The organism is Dactylosporangium sp. McL0621 (genome assembly GCF_049995355.1).
Taxonomy (GTDB): domain Bacteria; phylum Actinomycetota; class Actinomycetes; order Mycobacteriales; family Micromonosporaceae; genus Dactylosporangium.
The window spans coordinates 12,373,758-12,392,765 of sequence record NZ_CP188259.1 but is presented as its reverse complement, the minus strand read 5'-3'; the positions used below and the strand labels follow the sequence as shown (position 1 = coordinate 12,392,765).

21 protein-coding genes are annotated in these 19,008 nt (G+C 71.9%); 6 read left to right on the top strand and 15 right to left on the bottom strand.

Going from position 1 to position 19,008, the window contains the following annotated elements:
- Positions 1 to 108 precede the first annotated feature (108 nt).
- Positions 109 to 1,104, top strand: coding sequence for a hypothetical protein (locus ACPPVO_RS58880; RefSeq protein WP_426508596.1), 996 nt, complete (start codon positions 109 to 111; stop codon positions 1,102 to 1,104).
- Between the two features lie 194 nt (positions 1,105 to 1,298).
- Entirely contained in the window at positions 1,299 to 2,525 is a 1,227-nt protein-coding gene (locus ACPPVO_RS58875; RefSeq protein ID WP_426508594.1) for an FAD-binding oxidoreductase, read from the top strand.
- Here ACPPVO_RS58875 and ACPPVO_RS58870 read toward each other — a convergent pair.
- Together ACPPVO_RS58870 and ACPPVO_RS58865 are read right to left on the bottom strand one after the other, a co-directional pair.
- On the bottom strand, positions 2,522 to 3,811 hold the full coding sequence (locus tag ACPPVO_RS58870) for a hypothetical protein (RefSeq protein ID WP_426508592.1): 1,290 nt from the start codon (positions 3,809 to 3,811) through the stop codon (positions 2,522 to 2,524). The genes ACPPVO_RS58875 and ACPPVO_RS58870 overlap by 4 nt on opposite strands.
- 1 nt (position 3,812) lies before the next feature.
- A complete protein-coding gene (locus ACPPVO_RS58865; protein WP_360375048.1) occupies positions 3,813 to 4,307 on the bottom strand; it encodes a SigE family RNA polymerase sigma factor in 495 nt (164 codons plus the stop codon).
- Between the two features lie 122 nt (positions 4,308 to 4,429).
- Here ACPPVO_RS58865 and ACPPVO_RS58860 point away from each other — a divergent pair, with 122 nt between their 5' ends.
- The 3 genes from ACPPVO_RS58860 to ACPPVO_RS58850 are packed head-to-tail and all read left to right on the top strand — an operon-like array spanning position 4,430 to position 5,593.
- Positions 4,430 to 4,651, top strand: coding sequence for a hypothetical protein (locus tag ACPPVO_RS58860; protein WP_426508590.1), 222 nt, complete (start codon positions 4,430 to 4,432; stop codon positions 4,649 to 4,651).
- A 13-nt stretch (positions 4,652 to 4,664) separates the two neighbouring features.
- Positions 4,665 to 5,291: a glycosyltransferase family 2 protein gene (locus tag ACPPVO_RS58855; RefSeq protein ID WP_426508588.1), complete on the top strand. Its 627-nt coding sequence runs from the start codon at positions 4,665 to 4,667 to the stop codon at positions 5,289 to 5,291.
- A complete protein-coding gene (locus ACPPVO_RS58850; protein WP_426508586.1) occupies positions 5,243 to 5,593 on the top strand; it encodes a hypothetical protein in 351 nt (116 codons plus the stop codon). Before ACPPVO_RS58855 ends, ACPPVO_RS58850 begins: the two co-directional genes overlap by 49 nt.
- Before the next feature lie 3 nt (positions 5,594 to 5,596).
- On the opposite strand, the gene ACPPVO_RS58845 is transcribed toward ACPPVO_RS58850, so the two are convergent.
- From ACPPVO_RS58845 to ACPPVO_RS58820, 6 genes are all read right to left on the bottom strand, one after another.
- Complete coding sequence (locus ACPPVO_RS58845; RefSeq protein WP_426508584.1) at positions 5,597 to 5,806, bottom strand: hypothetical protein; 210 nt, start codon at positions 5,804 to 5,806, stop codon at positions 5,597 to 5,599.
- A gap of 2 nt (positions 5,807 to 5,808) precedes the next feature.
- Positions 5,809 to 6,648 (bottom strand): hypothetical protein, encoded by an 840-nt coding sequence (locus ACPPVO_RS58840; RefSeq protein WP_426508582.1) that lies wholly within the window; start codon positions 6,646 to 6,648, stop codon positions 5,809 to 5,811.
- Between the two features lie 21 nt (positions 6,649 to 6,669).
- Complete coding sequence (locus tag ACPPVO_RS58835) at positions 6,670 to 7,260, bottom strand: L,D-transpeptidase family protein (protein WP_426508580.1); 591 nt, start codon at positions 7,258 to 7,260, stop codon at positions 6,670 to 6,672.
- An 80-nt stretch (positions 7,261 to 7,340) separates the two neighbouring features.
- Entirely contained in the window at positions 7,341 to 8,165 is an 825-nt protein-coding gene (locus ACPPVO_RS58830; RefSeq protein ID WP_426508578.1) for a TolB family protein, read from the bottom strand.
- Positions 8,166 to 8,444: 279 nt separating this feature from the next.
- Positions 8,445 to 8,969 (bottom strand): SigE family RNA polymerase sigma factor, encoded by a 525-nt coding sequence (locus tag ACPPVO_RS58825; RefSeq protein ID WP_426508576.1) that lies wholly within the window; start codon positions 8,967 to 8,969, stop codon positions 8,445 to 8,447.
- A gap of 71 nt (positions 8,970 to 9,040) precedes the next feature.
- The gene (locus tag ACPPVO_RS58820) at positions 9,041 to 10,018 is read right to left on the bottom strand and encodes a TolB family protein (protein ID WP_426508574.1); all 978 of its coding nucleotides are present in this window, start codon (positions 10,016 to 10,018) and stop codon (positions 9,041 to 9,043) included.
- Between the two features lie 197 nt (positions 10,019 to 10,215).
- Here ACPPVO_RS58820 and ACPPVO_RS58815 point away from each other — a divergent pair, with 197 nt between their 5' ends.
- Positions 10,216 to 10,959 carry a hypothetical protein gene (locus ACPPVO_RS58815; protein ID WP_426508572.1) on the top strand — a complete coding sequence of 248 codons (744 nt, stop codon included), beginning with the start codon at positions 10,216 to 10,218 and terminating at the stop codon, positions 10,957 to 10,959.
- A gap of 277 nt (positions 10,960 to 11,236) precedes the next feature.
- On the opposite strand, the gene ACPPVO_RS58810 is transcribed toward ACPPVO_RS58815, so the two are convergent.
- The 7 genes from ACPPVO_RS58810 to ACPPVO_RS58780 form a co-directional block, all read right to left on the bottom strand.
- Positions 11,237 to 11,464, bottom strand: coding sequence for a hypothetical protein (locus tag ACPPVO_RS58810; protein ID WP_426508570.1), 228 nt, complete (start codon positions 11,462 to 11,464; stop codon positions 11,237 to 11,239).
- Positions 11,465 to 11,654: 190 nt separating this feature from the next.
- Positions 11,655 to 12,416, bottom strand: a complete 762-nt coding sequence (locus ACPPVO_RS58805) for a 2-phosphosulfolactate phosphatase (RefSeq protein WP_426508568.1) — start codon at positions 12,414 to 12,416, stop codon at positions 11,655 to 11,657.
- Entirely contained in the window at positions 12,413 to 14,842 is a 2,430-nt protein-coding gene (gene purL, locus ACPPVO_RS58800; protein WP_426508567.1) for a phosphoribosylformylglycinamidine synthase subunit PurL, read from the bottom strand. The genes ACPPVO_RS58805 and purL overlap by 4 nt, the downstream gene beginning before the upstream one ends.
- Positions 14,839 to 15,519: a phosphoribosylformylglycinamidine synthase subunit PurQ gene (gene purQ / locus ACPPVO_RS58795; protein WP_426508565.1), complete on the bottom strand. Its 681-nt coding sequence runs from the start codon at positions 15,517 to 15,519 to the stop codon at positions 14,839 to 14,841. The genes purL and purQ overlap by 4 nt, the downstream gene beginning before the upstream one ends.
- Positions 15,516 to 15,779: a phosphoribosylformylglycinamidine synthase subunit PurS gene (gene purS, locus ACPPVO_RS58790; protein WP_360375064.1), complete on the bottom strand. Its 264-nt coding sequence runs from the start codon at positions 15,777 to 15,779 to the stop codon at positions 15,516 to 15,518. Before purS ends, purQ begins: the two co-directional genes overlap by 4 nt.
- 176 nt (positions 15,780 to 15,955) lie before the next feature.
- A complete protein-coding gene (gene purB, locus ACPPVO_RS58785) occupies positions 15,956 to 17,395 on the bottom strand; it encodes an adenylosuccinate lyase (RefSeq protein WP_426508564.1) in 1,440 nt (479 codons plus the stop codon).
- A gap of 5 nt (positions 17,396 to 17,400) precedes the next feature.
- The gene (locus tag ACPPVO_RS58780; protein ID WP_426508562.1) at positions 17,401 to 18,984 is read right to left on the bottom strand and encodes a hypothetical protein; all 1,584 of its coding nucleotides are present in this window, start codon (positions 18,982 to 18,984) and stop codon (positions 17,401 to 17,403) included.
- Between the last annotated feature and the right edge of the window lie 24 nt (positions 18,985 to 19,008).

The following is a 19,008-nucleotide window of genomic DNA, read 5'->3' as shown; positions in this document are numbered from 1 at the left end:
GGTTCAGGACGCAACCAGGCGCGTCGTTCGGTGGTCTGTCCACTAGGAGAGAGCGACGCCGGTACCGTCATGGTCGCGTAGTTCGGGCGAGACCACGGAGGGATGCCGGTGCGGCGTCGTGGGGTGTTGCACATCGGGGTGACCGGGCTGGCAGTAATGCTGGCTCAAGCGTGCTCCGAGGGGTCGTCGACGACACCACGGGCGGGGAGCGGTTCCCCGGCGGGCGGTTCCGGCTCGCCGAGTGCCGAGCCCCAGGCCGCGTCGACGTTCGACCCCTCGGGGTACGTCCCGGCGCCCGTGCCCATCGCGGAGCTCAAGAAGCTCTACAACTATGACAAGGGCTCGACGCTCAACGCCCAGCTGACCGACCGGCGCACCGGCGACGGGGTCATCCTCGAGGACATCACGTACTCCGACACCCGCGGCAACGACGCGATCCCGGCGTACGTGGTGAGCGCCGACATTCCGGGCGACACCCTGCGGATGCCGGCCGTCGTCTTCGGCACCGGCCCCGACGGCGACCGGGACAAGCTGCTCGCCGAGGCGACCGCCATCGCCCGTATGAAGGCGCTGGTCATGATCACCAGCCTGCCGGTCAAGCCGACCGGCGACCCGAGCGCCGACGCCACGGCGTTCGCCGCCGCCGTGGTCGCCCAGCGCCGCGCCTTCGACCTGCTCATCCGGCGCAGCGACTGCGACGGCTCCCGGGTCGGCTACGCCGGGCACCACTCCGGCGCCGCCCTCGGCGCGGTACTGCTCGGGCTCGAGTCGCGCATCACCGGCGCCGTGCTCGCCAGCGGGACCAGCCGCTTCTCCCGCTGGATGGTGAAGCAGAAGGTCCCGGCGAACTGGCACGCGTACCTCGACTCCCTGGCCCGCTTCGACGCCGCCCCCTACGTCGCCGTCGGCGGCAAGCGCTCCGTGCTGCTGCAGTTCGGCACCAAGGACGCCGTCGTGCCCGAGGCCGAGCGGGCCGAGCTCGCCGCTGCGGTCGCCGGGGCCAAGCAGCGCAAGGATTACGACACCGGCCATGACCTGGCCGGATTCGCCGCGGCCGCCACCGACCGGGCGGCCTTCCTCAAGCAGGTCTTGCGGCTCTCGTGACGACCCCATAGGCTTTCGAACGTATGTTCGGTGTCGGTTGATGCGCCATGTGCATCGCTCCGGCGCCCGGATGTACTCGAACGTGTCATTGGGAATGCCTGGATCATGTCTTCCTTACCCGGGCAACCGCGAATCCCAGCGACCGATCTTCCCCACGTCCACGGCGGGTGACACCAGGGAAGCGGGAGTTTGCGGTGACGGTGATCGAGGCGTTGGCCGAGGCGTGCGGGCCGGACCACGCGTGGGAGGCGGGGCCGGCCGACAACGTCGACGGCGTGCCGGTCGGCTGGGTGGCCGAGCCCGGCGACGCCGCCGCGGTGGCGGAGGTGCTGCGTTTCACGGCGACCGAGGGGCTCTCCGTTGTCGCGACCGGCGCGGGGACGAAGCTCGACTGGGGCGTCCCGCCCAGCCACGCCGACGTGCTGCTCGACGTGGGCCGGCTCACCGGCGTGCTGGGCTACGAGCCGGGCCGGCGCGCCGCGACCGTCGCGGCCGGCACTCCACTGCGGGCGCTGCGCGCGATCCTGCTGCGGGAGCAGCGCCGCCTGCCGCTCGACGTCGGCTCCCCGGCCGCGACCCTCGGCGGCGTGCTGGCCACCAACGAGTCCGGGCCGCTGCGGCACCGCTTCGGCGCGCCGCGCGACCTCGTCACCGGCGTGCGGGTCGCGCTGGACGAGGGCAGCGTCGAACACGCGGCCGGCGGCCAGGACCTCGCGCGGTACGTCTGCGGCTCCTACGGCACCCTCGGCATCATCACCGAGGCGACCGTGCGGCTGGAGCCGATCCCGGCCGCGCGGGCCTGGGTCGTGCGCCCGGTGTCGACCCCGCGGGAGGTCCAGCAGCTCACCGAGGCCCTGGTCGCCTCGCCGCTCGAGCCGGCCGCGATCGAGGCCGACCTGCCCGGCGGCGCCGGCGCCCGCCCGGCCGAGCTCGCCGCGCTGTTCGAGGGCGAGGAGGCGTTCGTCGCGCACCGGGCCGAGTCCGCCGCGAAGCTGCTGGGCGGCGGGGCCACGGTGGAGTCCCTCCCGCCGCCGTGGTGGGGGCGCTACCCGTTCGCCCTCGACGACGTGGCCCTCAAGATCTGGGGGCGCCCGAGCGAGCTGTTCGCCGTCGTGTACGCGCTCCGGGACGCGGCCGGCCAGCCGGTGCCCGTGCGCGGCTCGATGGGCCTGGGCGTCGCGCACGTGGCGCTGCGCGACAACATCGCGCCCGAGCGGCTGGACGGCATGCTGACCGTCGCCCGCGCCGTGCTCCTGGCCCGCGGGGGCGGCGGCTGCACCCTGTTGCGGGCCCCGCTCGACCTGCGGGAGCTGGTGGAGAGTTACGGCCCCGACCCGATGCCGGGGGCGGCGGCCCGGCTCAAGCTGGCCCTCGACCCCGAGGACCGCCTGGCACCGGGCCGCACACCCGACTTCTCCTAGTGACAGTTCCAGACCACGGCCTGGAAGGTGTCGCCGGTCTTCCAGGCCTGGCCGGCGATGGTGCGGCCGTCGTCGCTGATCGTCCTCGCCAGGTTGGGCCGGTCCTTGGTCGGGTCGAGGATCGCCGGTAGGACGAGACGCTGGTCGTCGGCCACCAGGACGGCCCGGCCCCCGGCGGTCCCGCCGACCACGAAGCCCATCCCGTTGACCGGCCCGGCCGGCGCGTCGACGCCGCTCAGCACCACCACGAAGTCGCCCCGGACGCTCCAGCGGACCGGCTTCGGGCTGCTCGAGTACAGCCCGGCCACGCCCGTCGCCCAGCCGCCCCGGGCGCTGTAGACGACGGTGCTCGGGCCGGGCCGGCCGCCGCTGTTCGGCGCGGTCGGCGTCCCCGGCGGCAGCGGCAGCTGCTTCCCGGTGCCGTTCGCCTCCCAGTAGTACGGCAGCTCCTGCGCGCCCATCGTGACCGAGCCGAACACGGCGCCCTGCTCGTCGATCGCCCGCACCTGGCCGCCCGTCGCGCCCGCCGGCAGGGCCAGCTCCACGGGCGCGGCCGCGGTGTCGCGCCACACGATCGGGTGGCCGCCCGGGCCGTCGGAGCCGCGGCTTCCGGCCACGGCGCCGGTGTCGCTGATCGCGACGGCGTACAGGTCACCGTCGCCCGGCAGCCGGGTGACCGTGTCGTCGTCGCGCAGCAGCCACGGGACCCACCTTCCGTCGACGAGGGAGTTGCCGACCGCGTCGTGGTAGTTGTTCGCGGACCGGACCATCGGCTCGTCGCCCTCGACCGTCACCGTCGCGGGCTGCCCGGCGCGCCAGCGCACCACCCGCTTGTCGCCGCCGGTCAGGTACAGCTGCCCGAAGTGCACCTGTCCGTCGGGCGAGCCCGCGGTCACCAGGTTCGACCTGCCGCCGGCCGGGGCCGGCAGCTCGTGCACGGTGCAGCTCGTCGGCGGCGACACGAAGGGCAGGCCGCCGAGCGAACGGCTTGGCTGCGGCCCCGGCGTGCCCGTGTTCGGGTCGACCGGGCGGATGGTGGCGGGCGCCGTGGGATCGGGGCCGGCCGGTGCGCCCTCGTTGCGGTTCAGGGCCAGCGCGGCCGGCACCGCGACCACCACCGCGACGGCGACGGCGATCCCGCCGACGACCGCGGCGCGGCGGGCCGAGCGCCGGCGGCGGCCCGCGCGCACGGCGGCGGCGATGTCGACGCGGGGCGGGCGCGGCGGTTCGGGGGAGAGGCCCGCCCGGAGCAGGTCGCCGGCGTTGTGTTCGTTCAGGTCCACCATCTCAGCGCTCCTTGGTCAGGGCGGCGACCGTCTGCTCGCCGAGCAGGCGGCGCAGGGCCGTCAGGCCGTGTGAGGTCTGGCTCTTCACCGTGCCGGCGGACACGCCGAGGATCTCGGCCACCTCGGCCACGGGCAGGTCGTAGAAGAACCGCAGGACCAGCACCGCCTGCTGGCGGCGGGGCACGCGGGCGAGCGCCTGGCGCACCGCCGTGTGTTCGGCGCGGTCGGCCTCGGGCGCGACCCGCTCGGGCGGCTCGGCGAACAGCCGCACCCGCGACCAGGCCAGCCGGCGCTCGTCGATGAACGTGTTGACGAGCATGCTGCGGACGTACCGGTCGAGGTGCTCCGCGCGCCGGACCCGCGACCACTTCACGTAGAGCGTCGTGATCGTCTGCTGCACCAGGTCGTCGGCGCGGTGCACGTCGCCGCTGAGCACGTAGGCGAGTCGGTGCAGCGCCGGCAGCCGCGCCGTGACGTACTCGACGTAATCGTCCATTCGCGTCCCTCCCCGGAAATCGTCTTCCCTGAGACGGGTCCCGCGGGCACTCAGGTTGTACGCGACTTTTCCGTCCACACCACGAGCTGCTCGGTGCCGCCGGCACCGTCTGCCACGTCACCGTGGGCTCGCTCGCCGAGCTCGCCCCCGCCATCCGCCGCAAGGACCAGACGCTCGCGCAGTTCGGCTTCACCCGCGCCGAACTCGACGACTTCGTCACCCTCGTCGCCGGGCGCGGCCTGGACCGGATCGTGCCGTTCGGGCAGGCGCTGACCTTCGCCGGGGTCTGGGACGGCCTCGACCTGCTGCACGAGTTCACCCGCATCATCACGATCGCCGCCTAGCCTTGGAGCTCGCGTGTCAGTCTCCGTTGTCGTCCCCTGCTACCGCTCGGCGAGCATCCTGCCGCGGCTGGTCGCGCGGCTGAACGCGGTGCTGCCGGCGATCGACCCGGTGCACGAGATAATCCTGGTGGTCGACAGCACCGACGTCACCTGGGACGCCGCCCGCGACCTGGCCGCCGAGCAGCCGCACGTGCAGGCGATCCGGATGGCCCGCAACTACGGCCAGCACAACGCGCTCATCGCCGGCATCCGGGCCGCGTCCTGCGAGCGGATCATCACCATGGACGACGACCTGCAGCACCCGCCGGAGGAGCTGCCGAAGCTCGCCGCCGCCCTCACCGACGACCTCGACGTGGTCTACGCGGTGTCGGAGGCCGAGGAGCACGGCCTGCTGCGCAACCTGACCTCGTGGGGCGCCAAGAGCCTCGTGATGGGCCGCAGCATGGGCATCCCGAACGCGGATGTGCTCGGCGCTCTGCGCATCTTCCGCACCTTCCTGGGGCCGGCTTCGACCAGGTCAGCGGGCCGCACGTGTCCGTGGACATCGTGCTGTCGTGGACCACCACCCGGGTCGGCTCCGTGGTGGTGCGCATGGACCAGCGCACCGAGGGCCGCTCCGGCTTCACGTTCCGGTCGCTGATGAAGCACGCGGTAAACATGATCCTCGGGTACTCGTCGAAGCCGCTGCGGCTCGTCACGTACCTCGGCTTCCTCATCGGCGTCTGCGGGGTGCTGCTCACGCTGCGCCTGGTGTGGCTGTACTTCACCGGGGACACCAAGGTCGCCGGGTTCACGACGCTCGCCTCGCTGGTCACGATCTTCTCGTCCGCGCAGATGATCGGGATCGGGGTGCTGGGGGAGTACCTCGGGCGCGTCCACGCCCACGGCATGGGGCGCCCGACGTACGTCGTCCGCGAACACTTTCTCAAGAGCGAAGGCTGACGCTCAGCGGGTCGGCCGGCCCGGCGAGCTCGGCGACGGGGACGGGTACTGACCGGGCCGTTGCTCTCCGGCGTCGTGGTACCAGTCCGGCGGGTCGGCGATCGTCGCGGGCGGCTCGACCGCCGGCCCGGTCGCCCCGGACGGTGGCAGGTGGGCCGCGCCGACTCCGCCGATCAGCGTGAGCGCGGCCAGGGTACCCAGAAGTTTTCGCATCGCTACGGCGCCAGCCGGTCGTAGGCCGCGTCGAACGCCTGCCGGTAGGGCGCGACACAGGCATCGTGGGCCGCGTTCCCGGCGGAGACGATGTCGGCCGCCTGCTGCACCTTCGCCTCGAGCCGGTTGACCTGCGCCGCGTACGCGGCCTTCTGCAGCTCGGTGGCGGTCGCCGGCAGTGGATCGGGCCACGCGCTGTCCGGCGGCTCGATCGCCTCGGCCTGGGTCTCGACCAGGTTGAAGATCTGCTCCGTGTCGCCGACCGTGTAGCCCCGGCCGGACATGCAGGAGATGTACGTCGTCAGGGCGGCCCGCACCGTCGGGTCGGCGGCCGCGGCGGCCTTGACCCGCTCGGCCGCGGTCGTGGCGATGTCCAGGGCGCCGGCGTCCGACGCGCTCATCGTGTTGGCCCGGTCCGCGCACCCCGGGTCCGCGTCGTTGCCGACCAGGGCGAAGGTCCAGGTCGCCTGCTGGTCGGCCGGCAGGGCGGTGACGACGGTCTCGTTCGGGTCGGCCGGAAGGCCGGCCGCCACCTGCGCCAGGAGGTCGTGCAGCTCCGCGCCCTGCTTGCCGGCCGCCACCGCGTCGGTGTAAGCCTGATCCAGGTAGACGTCGTTGGGCACCGCCACGACGTACGTCAGCCCGAGCGCGTGCATGCAGTCGGCGACCTGCTGCTCCTGCGCCAGGGCCCGATCGCGGATGGCCGGATCGATCGACACACTGGTGTTTGCCGCCGCGGCCGAGCCGCTCTCGGCGGTGCTGACCAGCCAGCCACCGATACCGATCGCGAAGGCGGTCACGAGAGCCGTCGACCAGACTCGCTTGTTCTTCCTCGGAAGCACCGGATTCTCCTCGTCGGCTCGTCAGTAGACCATCAACATGCCGGTGTCCCGGCGGTACGCGGCGCTCCACCGCTTCTTCAGCTGCGCGCGGTCCGTCTGGTTCACCTTGATGCAACCGTTGGACTTGTAGTTGTTCTCGGTCCAGCCGCTCGTGCCCTCCGAGTGGATGAACAGGTCCGTGCGGGTGATCCGTTTCTCGCCCGCCTTGGGGTGACAGACCTTGTTGCCGAGGCTCCAGACCGCGCCCCGGATGACGCTGTTTCCCCAGGTCTTGTTGCTGATGTACACGAGGGTGCTGTTGCTGTCCTCGTCACGCGGGTCGTAGAAGCCCACCGGGATCTGTCCCTTGTTGCGGACGCATTCGCTGACGACGCCGCTGCCCGTGCCGGCGCGCATCGAGACCCGGTACCGGGTGCTGCCGACGCTCACGTAGGCCGTCAGCGTGCCGCGCTGCGGCGCCTTGTTGTTCCGCTGGAAAACCATGTAGGGCGCGGTCTTCGTCGCGGTCGTCTTCGTCTCGGTGTATGCCGCCGCGGGCACGGCCGGCAATGCGGCGCCGGCCAGGGCGAGGCAGATCAGGCCGGTCACCACCTGGCTGATTCGTGTTCTCAACGGAATGCTCCTCTGCATCACGCACGGGAATGTCCGCTCGCGCTCTGGCGCGATCGTTCCCGGTCGATGTTGTGAGGGCGTTAATGTTCCGTTGGAACGTACGAGATCAGCCGGTAACTCTTAACCGCCGCGGGCTCGGTGATCTGCGTCCTGACCGTGCGGTCGGCGTCGAGCAGGGTCAGCCTGCCCGCGGTGCGCACGAGGATCTCGCCGGTGGGCAGGAACACGATCGCGCTGATGGTGCCGGTCACCGGCAGGCTCACGTTCTGGCCGGTGCGGGTGTCGACAACGGCGTTGGCGGAGCTGTCCCGCCCGATGTCGCCCCACGGCTCGTCGCCGACGCGCTGGTCGACCGCGACGAGGGTGCCGTCGCGGTTGACGCTGTACGGGTCGCAGTTGTGCCGGTCCCCGACGTTGGGGATGACCTTGGCGCCGCTCCCGTCGGCGTTCATGATGCCGAGGCGGCAGTCGCCCGTGCCGTAGGCGATCTTCTTGCCGTCGCCCGACCACAGCGGGTGGATGCCCTCGCCGGACTGGCGGGCCAGCGGTGCGAAGGCCTTCGTCGCGACGGTGACAACGCCGATCGTCGTGCTGTCGGCCGTCACCTTGGCGACCAGGAGGCGCTGCGAGTCGCCGGACCAGGCCGGCTCCCATCCGATGTCCGGCGTGCCGGTCAGCACGGTCTGGCGGTGCTGCCCGTCGCGGTCCGCGACCACCACGTCGGTGCCCTCGATGAAGGCGATCCGGGTGTCGTCCGGGGAGACGTTTGCGGTGTACGCGTGGACCCCCGCGATCTTCTTCGGGGTCGACTTGTTCAGGCGGTACAGGTCGTCGCCGCCGCTGAAGTAGAGGGTGCCCGTCAGCTCCTGCGGCGCCGCCTTGCTGGCCTCGCGACTGGGATCCACGCTGGGTTCCCGGCTCGGCGCCGAACCGGTGGCGGCGGCGGTCGTGGCCACCGCCGAGGGCGGGCCGGCGACCGGGGCCGGCCCCCGGTTCCCCGGGCCGGTTCAGCTGCCAGGCCACGCCGCCGGCGAGGGTCAGCGCGAGCACCCCGGCCGCCGACGCCGTGATCGCCCGGTTGCGCCCGATCCGCCGCGACTGGGCGAGCGAGCGCTCGAGGAGGTCCGCCGGCTCGGCCCGGTCGCCGATGCGCGCGAGGCTGTCGCGCAGCAGTTCGTCGTCGTTCATCGCCCGGTCCCCTCCGCGGTGCGGAACTCCCGCAGCTCCGGCACCAGCCGGCGCAGATGCTCCAGGGCCCGCGCCGTCTGGGTCTTGATGGTGCTGACCGAGACCCCGAGCACGTCGGCCGCCTCGGCCTCGGTGTGGTCCTCGAAGTACCGCAGGACGACGACCGCCCGCAGCCTCGGGCTGAGCGAGCGCAGGGCCTGCTCCACCGTCATGCGCAGCACGATCGCGCCGGTGTCCTCGCGGTTGCCGTCGCGCCGGTCGGGCAGGTCGCCGGGCAGGTTCTCCGCCACCCGGCGCCGCCGCCAGAAGCTGACCTGGAGGTGGTACATCACCCGGCGCGCGTAGGCCTCGGCATTGCCGGTCTCGTGCAGGCGGTCCCAGGCCCGATGCGTGCGGGCGAGGGCCTCCTGCACGAGGTCCTCGCCCAGGTGCTGGTCGCCCGTGAGCAGATAGGCGGCCCGGAGCAGGGCATGGCTCCGCGCGCGGACGAACGCCGCATACTCGTCCTCGCGGGAAACCATGCCTGATCCTGTCGACGACGATGGGCACGCGACCCGAGAGTGTACCGGTGCCATCGTCATCGGTCTTTCCCTCAGCGCCCGACCGCGGCGATCAGCCGGTCGTCCCGCACGCCGGCGGCCTCGGTGAACTGCGCCTTCACGGTGCGGTCGGGGTTGAGCAGCGTCAGCTTGCCGGGCGCGCGGAGCAGGATGTCGCCGCCGGGCCGGAACACGATCGCGTTGACGTCGCCGGCCACGTTGGTGCTGACGTTCTGCCCGGTCCGGGTGTCGACGATCGCATTGGCGCCACTGTCGCGCCCGATGTCGCCCCACGGCTCGTCCCCGACGCGCTGGGAGACCGCGACGAGCCCGGCGTCACGGTTGACGCTGCACGGGTCGCAGTTGTGCCGGTCCCCGACGTTGGGGATGACCTTAACGTTGCTCCCGTCGGCGTCCATGACCCCGATCTCGCAGGTGCCCGTGGCGTAGACGATCTTCCTGCCGTCGCCCGACCACATCGGGTGGATGCCGGCGCCGGGCTGGTGCGCCAGCGGTACGAAGGCCTTCGTCGCGACGGTGACCACGCCGAGCGTCACCTCCTGCCCGCCGGGGCTCTTGGCCACCAGCAGCCGCCGCGAGTCGGCCGACCAGACGGGCTCCCAGCCGACCGTCGGCGTGCCGGCGAGCACGGTCTCCCGGTGCTGCCCGTCGCGGTCGGCGACGACCACGCCGTCCCCGTCGATGAAGGCGATCTTCGTGTCGTCGGGGGAGACGTTCGCCGTGTACGCGTGGACGCCCGGAATCCGCTTGGGGCCGGACTTCTCGAGGCGGTACAGCTCGTCGCGCCGGCTGTAGTAGAGCCCTTCGATCCCGTCGGCCGGGGCCTTGGACCCTGCTGAGGACGCGGTGGACGTCTCCGGCATGCTGCCGCTCGGCAGGCTGCCGCTCGGCGCGCTGCCGTTCGGAACGCCGGCGCTCGGCGTCGGGTCGGGCCGGTGGGGGTCGCAGGCGGCGGTGAAGAGTGCGGCGGAGGCGGTGAGCAGGAAAAGGGCCCGGCGGGTCGCGGACATGGTGAGACTCCGATTCTGTGGGGTTGGGGTTTCGCATCACGTACGCCGGCCGGGCAATACGTCGTGATAGACGCGCGCCTCTGCTTGGGCGGGTGACAGTACGTTCGGCGGATCTTCGACTCGTCCGAACGGCCGGTTATCCACAGGCTTGGATTGCCTCTTGAGCCGCCCCCCAGGCCCGCGGGAGCCTGAGTCTCGTGACACGGGGGCGGTTCACGCTTTTGATTCCGGCTCTGCTCTTGGCGGCCCTGCTGCTGACCGGGGCGTACCGCTGGTGGGCGCATCCGGTGCCGGCCGGGTGTTCGGGGGTCGGTCCGCGCGCGGTGGGGGCGGCGGTGCCGGTCCAGGACGGGCTGGCGGTGGCCGAGCAGGGGTTCAGCCGCGTCGGAGGATGGTCGTTCAGCGCGGGCGCGCTCGTGGTTGATCGATCGCCGGAGTGGGCGGCCTACCGCACGACGGTGAGCCTGCGCCTGCTGGACTCCTCGGGCGGAGTTGTGGTGGCGCTGCCGGAGCGGACGCTGCCGATGGTGCTGCCGGGGTCGCGACTACCGGTGGGCGCGGTGATCGAGGTGGCACCGGATCGGGCGGCGTCGGTCGCGGGGTTCTCTCTGGCCTTCGGGACTACGCACTGGGTGCGTCCGGAGCCGTGGAATCCGCTCTTCCGCCGCTTTGACGTGCGGCCGGAGCCGGACGGGCCGGGGGCGCCGGATTTCCTGCTGCCGGCGAACATGGGCCCGGTGGCGTGCGAGGGGCTGTCGCCGGCGGGGGCGGCGCTGGTTTATCGCAACGGGGCGGGCGCGGTGATCGGCGGGGAGGGGGTGGCTTACTCGGGGGAGTACTGTGCGGGAACCCACGCGGGCGACACCGTGACGGCCGCACACATGCCGCCGACGACGGATCCGCAGCGCACCGAGATAGCGATCTACTGCGACGTCGGCTAGCGCCGTCGCCCTAGGGCATCTCGACCTTGACTACCTCACTGACCCACACCGACGAAACCAACGGTCGGCGTGACCACGCTGATGTATTTATCCGTTTGGTCCCACCCAAAGATCCAGAGACCCGCGACGATCGCTGGAACGCCCACCGCAGCGACAACGATGCCTCGCTGCACGCCATGATCACGCAATTGTCGCTACACGGGAGAGGATCGCTGGACACTGTCTCCGGCGCAGCGGACGACCCGGCCGAACGATCCTCTCCACGGAGCGGCGCGGTCTAGGCAAGCATCTGATCCGTAGCCACCGCGGCGGCGATGCCGGCGCCGAGGGCTGCCGCCGCTATCGGGGAGAACAACACGAGGGCCGCGGCGACGCACCCCACCATCAGCACGAACGCCCACCTGAGCGGCAAGCGGGAGCTGGCCGATCGGGGGGAAATGTCCGCCAATTCATCGGAGATCGGCGATTCGACGAGCGGCGCGCGCCGTCGACGCTGGCTTGACATGCCTGGATCCTTTCGTTCAACACGGGACGAAGAAACTTTTGCGACCGCCTGCATATGCACAGGTTCGAATCGACAATTCTTCGGACCGGTTGGCCAAGGTCGGCCCAACGAAAGTGCTGAGCGAAGGCGCTTCACCGGCGTGCAGTGGCGTCTCGGCGCGGCGCGGGCGAGCCCTGATGCGGACCGTTGATCACGCAGGGGCGAAGGACTCGCCGTTGGTCATGATCGGCACCGTGTGCGACGCGCCCGATTGGGACGCCAGTCTCACGTCCTCGGCGAAACCGCGCTGGATCAGTTCCTGGCCGCTCACGCACCGCCGTACCGCCGCGGCCACGTTCTTCACCGCGGCCAGCGCCGCCAAAGAGACCGCGGCCTCCACCGACAGCGGGGCGCCCAGCATTGACAGGCCGTCCAGCACCGCGGCCGCGCCCAGGAGGTCCTCCACGCACGGGCGCAGCGTGCCGTCCGGCCACAGTTCGCCCGCCGCTATGACCCCCACCGGGCTCGTCGGCGTGCCGTGGCCGTGCGCCCGCAGCCAGCGGGCCACGGCCGGGGCGTTGCGCAGGCAGGCCGCGACCACCGGTACGCCCGTCGAGGCGGCCGCCGAGCAGATCGTCGCGCCGTTCGGGGACGGCAGGACCAGCTGGTCGACTAGCGGGGCGGTCAGCAGGGCGGCCGGCGACAGGCTCCAGGGCTGCTCCGGGCTCGCCTGGCGGCGGCCCACGGCCACCGCGGCGCCCAGGCGCGTCGCGTAGGCCTGGGCCTGGTCGCTCCACGGGAACGGGTGCACGCGGATGCCCCGGCCGACGGCTACGTCCACGGCGGTCGAGAAGGACAGCACGTCGACCACGACCAGGACCGAGCAGACGCGCGCCAGCTCGGCCGCGCCGGCCGGGCCCCAGTCGAACCGGGCGCCCGAGCCGGGCTGGCTATAGACGCCCTCCGGGGTCACGACTCGTCGTCGAGCGGGGCGTGCGGTACCTCCGGCGCGTCGACCTTCTCGAAGAAGGACGACTCGTCGGCCGCGGGAGCCTCACTGGAAGCGGGCGCGGAGTCGTAGAGCGAAGGCTCCGGCTCGCTCGGGGTGCGGTACGCCGGCGCCTCCGTCGACACCTCGCCGAACAGCGCCGGCAGCGTGCCCATCCAGGCGGAGCGCAGCTCGTCGAGGGCGATCGTGAACTGCCCGCGCACGTCGAGCGCGCGGCTGCGGCCGTCGACCGAGCCGATCACGGTCGCCGGGAGGCCGTGCTGGGCGCACATGGCGGTGAAGGCCTTCTCGTGGCCGCGCGGCACCGAGACCAGGGCCCGGGCCGTCGACTCCGAGAAGAGCGCGACGAACGGGTTGAGGCCCTCCGGCAGGGTGATGTTCGCGCCGCAGTCGTAGCGCAGCGTCGCCTCGACCAGGGCCTGGGCCAGGCCGCCGTCGGAGAGGTCGTGCGAGCTCGACAGGTGGCCGCGCTCGCCGGCCTCGGTCAGCACCGAGGCGAGGATGCGCTCGCGGGTGAGGTTCACGCGCGGGGGCAGGCCGCCCAGGTGCTCGTGAGTCACCCAGGCCCACTCGGAGCCCGAGAGCTCCTCGGTGGTCTCGCCCAGCAGCATGATCAGGTCGCTGTCGCCGCCGAAGCCCATGGGGACGCGGCTGCCGACGTTGCCCAGGATGCCCAGGACGCCCACGACCGGGGTCGGGTGGATGGCCTGCGTACCGGTGGAGTTGTAGAAGGACACGTTGCCGCCGGTGACCGGGATGCCCAGCTCCGCGCAGCCGTCGGCCAGGCCGCGGACGGCCTCGGCGAACTGCCACATGACCTGCGGGTCCTCCGGCGAGCCGAAGTTGAGGCAGTTGGTCACGGCGAGCGGGGTCGCGCCTGCGGCGGCCACGTTGCGGTAGGCCTCGGCGAGCGCCAGCTTGGCCCCGTTGTACGGGTCGAGGCGGGCGAACCGCGCGTTGCCGTCCACCGACAGGGCGACGCCGAGGCCGGTCTGCTCGTCGATGCGTACGACGCCGGCGTTCTCCGGCTGGGCGAGGATCGTGTTGCCCTGGACGTACCGGTCGTACTGCTCGGTCACCCAGCTCTTGTCGCACAGGTTGGGGCTGGCGGCCAGGCGCAGGAGGGTCTCGCGCAGCTCGACCCCGGTGCGCGGGCGCGGCAGGGTCTCGGCGCGGTCGGCCTGCAGCAGGATGAGGTCGGCGGGCTCGCGCATCGGGCGGGCGTACACCGGGCCGTCGTCGACCAGCGAGCCCGGCGGCACGTCGACCACCGTCTCGCCGCGCCAGGTGATGACGAGCCGGCCGGTGTCGGTGACGGTGCCGATCGCGGTGGCGATGACGCCCCAGCGCTCGGCGACCCGCAGCACCTCCTCGAGCTTGGCCGGGTCGACGATGAGCAGCATGCGCTCCTGCGACTCGCTGGCCAGCACCTCCTGCGGGTCCATGGAGGCCTCGCGCAGCGGCACCTTGTCCAGCTCGACGTCCATGCCGGTGCCGGCGGCCGCGCTGGTCTCGGTGAGGGCACAGGTGAGCCCGGCGCCGCCGAGGTCCTGCACGCCGACGATCAGGTCCCGCTCGTACAGCTCCAGGCAGCTCTCGATCAGCAGTTTCTCGATGAACGGGTCGCCGACCTGCACCGAGGGGCGCCGGGCCGGGCCGTCGCTGTTGAAGGTCGCGCTGGCCAGGACCGAGACGCCGCCGATGCCGTCGCGGCCGGTCTTGGCGCCCAGGAGCACGACGATGTTGCCGGGGCCGTGCGCCTCCTTGTTCTGCAGGCGGTTGACCGGCAGCACGCCCACGCAGAGCGCGTTGACCAGCGGGTTGCCCTGGTAGCAGGGGTCGAAGACGACCTCGCCGCCGATGTTGGGCAGGCCGAGGCAGTTGCCGTAGCCGCCGACGCCGGCGACGACCCCGGGCAGGACGCGCTTGGTGTCCTCGTGGTCGGCGGCGCCGAAGCGCAGCGGGTCCATGACGGCGACCGGGCGGGCGCCCATGGCCAGGATGTCCCGGACGATGCCGCCGACGCCGGTGGCGGCGCCCTGGTACGGCTCGACGAAGCTCGGGTGGTTGTGCGACTCGACCTTGAAGGTGACCGCGATCTCGTCGGAGATGCGGATCACGCCCGCGTTCTCGCCGATGCCCGCGAGCATGAGGTCGGACTTGGGGGCCTTCTCGCTGAACTGGCGCAGGTGGACCTTGCTGCTCTTGTACGAGCAGTGCTCGCTCCACATGATCGAGTACATCGCCAGCTCCGACGTGGTCGGGCGGCGGCTGAGGATCGAGCGGATGCGCTGGTACTCGTCCTCGCGCAGCCCCAGGTCCTCGTAGGGCTGCTCGTCGTCCGGAGTCTTGGTGGCGTGATCGACGGTGTCAAAAACTTCCGCGGTCATACACGGGCTCCCAGGTGAGCGAGCACGGACGTGAAGATGCCCAGCCCGTCGATGGACGGGCCGGTCAGCACCTCGACGGCGTGCTCCGGGTGGGGCATGATCCCGACGACGTTGCCGGCTGCGTTGCTGATCGCCGCGATGTCGTGCAGCGAACCGTTGGGGTTTCCGCGGATGTACCGCGCGACGACCCGCCCCTCGGCCTCGAGCTCGTCAAGCGTCCGGGCGTCGGCCATGTAGCAGCCCTCGCCGTTCTTGACCGGGATCACGACCTCCTGGTGCGGCTGGAAGCCGACCGTCCAGGCGGTGGTGTTGTTCTCGATGCGCAGGCCCTGGTCGCGGTTGCGGAAGTGCAGGTGCTGGTTGCGCGTGAGGGCGCCGGGCAGCAGGTGGGCCTCGCAGAGCACCTGGAAGCCGTTGCAGATGCCGAGCACGGGCAGCCCTTCGCCGGCGGCCTTCACGATCGAGTCCATGACCGCGGAGAACCGGGCGATGGCGCCGGCGCGCAGGTAGTCGCCGTAGGAGAAGCCACCCGGCAGGATGACCGCGTCGACCCCGTAGAGGTCGGCGTCGGCGTGCCACAGCGGGATGGCCGCCGCACCGGCGAGGTGCACGGCCCGGGCGGCATCGCGGTCGTCGAGCGAACCGGGGAACGTGACGACACCAATGCGGGCGGTCACTGCTGCTCGACCTCCACCGGCTCCAGCTCCTCGACGCGGAGGGTGAAGTCCTCGATCACCGGGTTGGCGAGCAGCTTGTCGGCGATCTCGCGCGCGCGGTCGAGGTCGGCCGCGCCGGCGAACTCGATCTCGATGCGCTTGCCGATCCGCACGGACGTGACATCGTCCACGCCGACGCGCGGCAGCGCGTTCGCGACGGCCTGGCCCTGCGGGTCCAGGATCTCCGGTTTGAGCATGACGTCCACCACGACGCGGGCCACGGGGCACTCCTGACGTTGAGTCGGGCGCTCGAGGGCGAGCGACACGAGCCTACCGGGCGAGGCTCCGCCGCAGATCACCGGCCGTGTCACGGTTCAGTCGACCGGCTCGGTGAAGCGTGGAAAAACATCGCCCGGCACGCATCTTACCGGGCGTCGACGGCCCCCAAGATCGACGCTCAGAGGATGGGAGGCGGCACGTAGACACCGGCGGAAGGGTGGGCCGCGACGACCGCCGCGACCTGTTCCACGATGGCTGCGACCTGCGCGGATGCCGCGCCGACGAAGGTCGCCGGGTCGGCCACGAGGGCCTCGACGTCGTCGCCGGACAGGCGCAGCCGCTCGTCGCCGGCGAGCCGGGTAAGGAGGTCGTTGCCCTGGATGCCCTTTTCGCGCATGGCGAGCGCCACGGCGACGGCGTGCTCCTTGATCGCTTCGTGAGCATCCTCACGGCCGACGCCCCGCCCGACGGCGGCGACGAGGACCCGCGTGGTGGCCAGGAACGGCAGGTACCGGTCCAGCTCCCGCGCCACGACCGCCGGATATGCCCCGAACTCGTCCAGTACCGTCAGAAACGCCGCAAACAGCCCGTCGACCGCGAAGAACGCGTCCGGCAGGGCCACCCTCCGCACGACCGAGCACGACACGTCGCCCTCGTTCCACTGGTCGCCGGCCAGCTCGCCGACCATCGACAGGTAGCCGCGCACGATCACCGCGAGACCGTTGACCCGCTCGCAGGAGCGCGTGTTCATCTTGTGCGGCATCGCCGACGAGCCCACCTGGCCGGCCTTGAACCCCTCGGTGACCAGCTCGTAGCCGGCCATGAGGCGGATCGTCGTGGCGAGGCTCGACGGGCCGGCGACGGCCTGGGCGAGCGCCGACACCACGTCGAGGTCCAGCGAGCGCGGGTACACCTGGCCGACGCTCGTGAGTACGTTGCGGAAGCCCAGGTGCTCGGCCACCTTGCGCTCGAGCTCGGCGACCTTGCCCGTGTCGCCGCCGAAGAGGTCGAGCTGGTCGGCCGCGGTGCCGACCGGGCCCTTGATCCCCCGAAGGGGGTAGCGCTCGATCAGCTCGTCGAGGCGGCGGTACGCGATCAGCAGCTCCTCCGCCGCCGAGGCGAAGCGCTTGCCGAGCGTCGTGGCCTGCGCGGGCACGTTGTGCGAGCGGCCGACCATGACGAGCTCGTCGTACTGCTTCGCCCGCGCCGCGAGCCGGGCCAGCGCCGCGACCATCCGGTCCCGGACCAGCTCGAGGGAGGTCCGGATCTGCAGCTGCTCGACGTTCTCGGTGAGGTCGCGCGAGGTCATCCCCTTGTGGATGTGCTCGTGCCCGGCCAGCTCGGAGAACTCCTCGATGCGGGCCTTCACGTCGTGGCGGGTGACGCGCTCCCGTTCGGCGATCGAGACCAGGTCGACGTCGTCGAGGACCTTCTCGTAGTCCTCGACGACGCCGTCCGGTACCGCCACGCCGAGGTCCCGCTGGCCCTTGAGCACGGCGAGCCAGAGCCGGCGCTCGAGCCGGACCTTCTCCTCCGGCGACCAGACCTCGACGAGCTCGGGCGAGGCGTAACGGGCGGCGAGCACATCGGGAATCCGCGCTTTCTTCACGCCGCCCATTGTGCCTAGGTGCGGGGTGGGTGATCGCGCTCGGGGAGGCCGTAGTGCAGCGCGACACGATCGGCGTACAGCAGCTGGGCCACCACCCCGAGCACCAGGAACAGCAGCAGCATCGGCAACGGCAGGAGCCGGGCGTACGGAAGGTCGCCGGAGCCCCGGTAGCCGTACTGCTGCATCGTGTTGAAGACCGCGTAGAGCCCGGTCGGGTTGGTGTTGGTGCCGTTGACGTACGGCCACACCGTGTCCTGGGCCTGCACGAACCAGGTGGCCAGGTAGGCGAGCCCGAGCAGCGGCAGCCCGGGCCAGATCACCGACCACCACGAGGCCGGCCGCCCCTCCTGGTGCAGCACCTCCCGGCGCAGGGCCTGGCCGCGGAACAGCATCGCCAGCAGGATGAGCGCCGGGATGGTCACCCGCGACGGCGGGACCAGGGCGAGGAACGTGTTGAGCCGGCCCGCGGTCGCCCCGGCGGCGTACTCGCGCAGCACGAGCGGCGCGTTGCCGACGAACAGGAACAGGCCGAAGGGCAGCAGGAGCAGCTCGCTGTACCTGCCGAGCGGGCGCAGGCCGCTGATGCCGAACGCGGCCAGGCCGGCCACGGTGACCCCGATGAGCGCGGCGAGCAGGGGCGGTATCCACGTGTTGACGAACGTCCCCGGGATCCGGTCGGTGTCGTCGGTGATGCGGCTGAGCCAGGGCCAGATCCCGATCACGGTGACCAGGAGCACGATCAGCAGCAGGCCGGCGAGCGGGCCCCAGCCCCAGGTGCGCGTCTCGCGGACGACGGAGGTGACCTGGAAGCGCAGATTGGTCACGATGATCAGGACGGTCGCCGCGGCCCCGAGCAGCAGCAGCGGGACGAGCACGACGGACGAGACGGCGCTGGCGAGGCCGAAGTTGAAGGACACGAAGCCGTTCTGCGTCATCTGCAGCATCGGCGTGGCCGAGCGCTCGTCCGGGGCCACGTTCTGGAAGACGAGCGCGAACGCGAACTCCTGCAGGACGATTCCGACCACGGCCAGCACGGCGAGCATCCCGCCGAGGATCACCCCGGGCCAGGGGCTGCGGCCGCTGCGGAACGCGGCCAGGTAGATCAGCGTGGCCGTGGCCGTGACGAAGCCGAAGGTGCCGAGCCAGAAGGCGGAGAGCTGGGAGTGCCCGTCGGTGAAGTGCGCGACGGCGAGGCCGAAGGGCGCGAAGGCGACCAGCGGGAACGTCAGCAGCCCGCGGGCGACCCAGCGGCCGGACCGGCCGGTGGTCTCGGCGGCCCAGGCCACGGCCGGGGCGACCACGACCACGGCGAGCAGCGGCAGGAGGGCGAGCAGCAGCGTGTAGCCGATCGCGCCGCCCAGCCCCTTCTCGAACGCGTGCCGGTAGTTGTCGAACCCGACGGATTCGTCCGCACCGCCGCCGCTGAGCGCGCGCACGCCGCTGAACTTGTTGAAGGAGCTCTTGAAGGTCCAGAAGACGGGCTCGACATAGGAGGTGATCAGCAGTACCAGCGCGGGGAGCACCAGTACGAGGCCGACGACCACCTGCCAGGCGGGTCGGGGTGTGGCCGGGCGCAGCATCGTTGGCTGGACGGTCATGCGAACACGATATTGGTCCGGCGC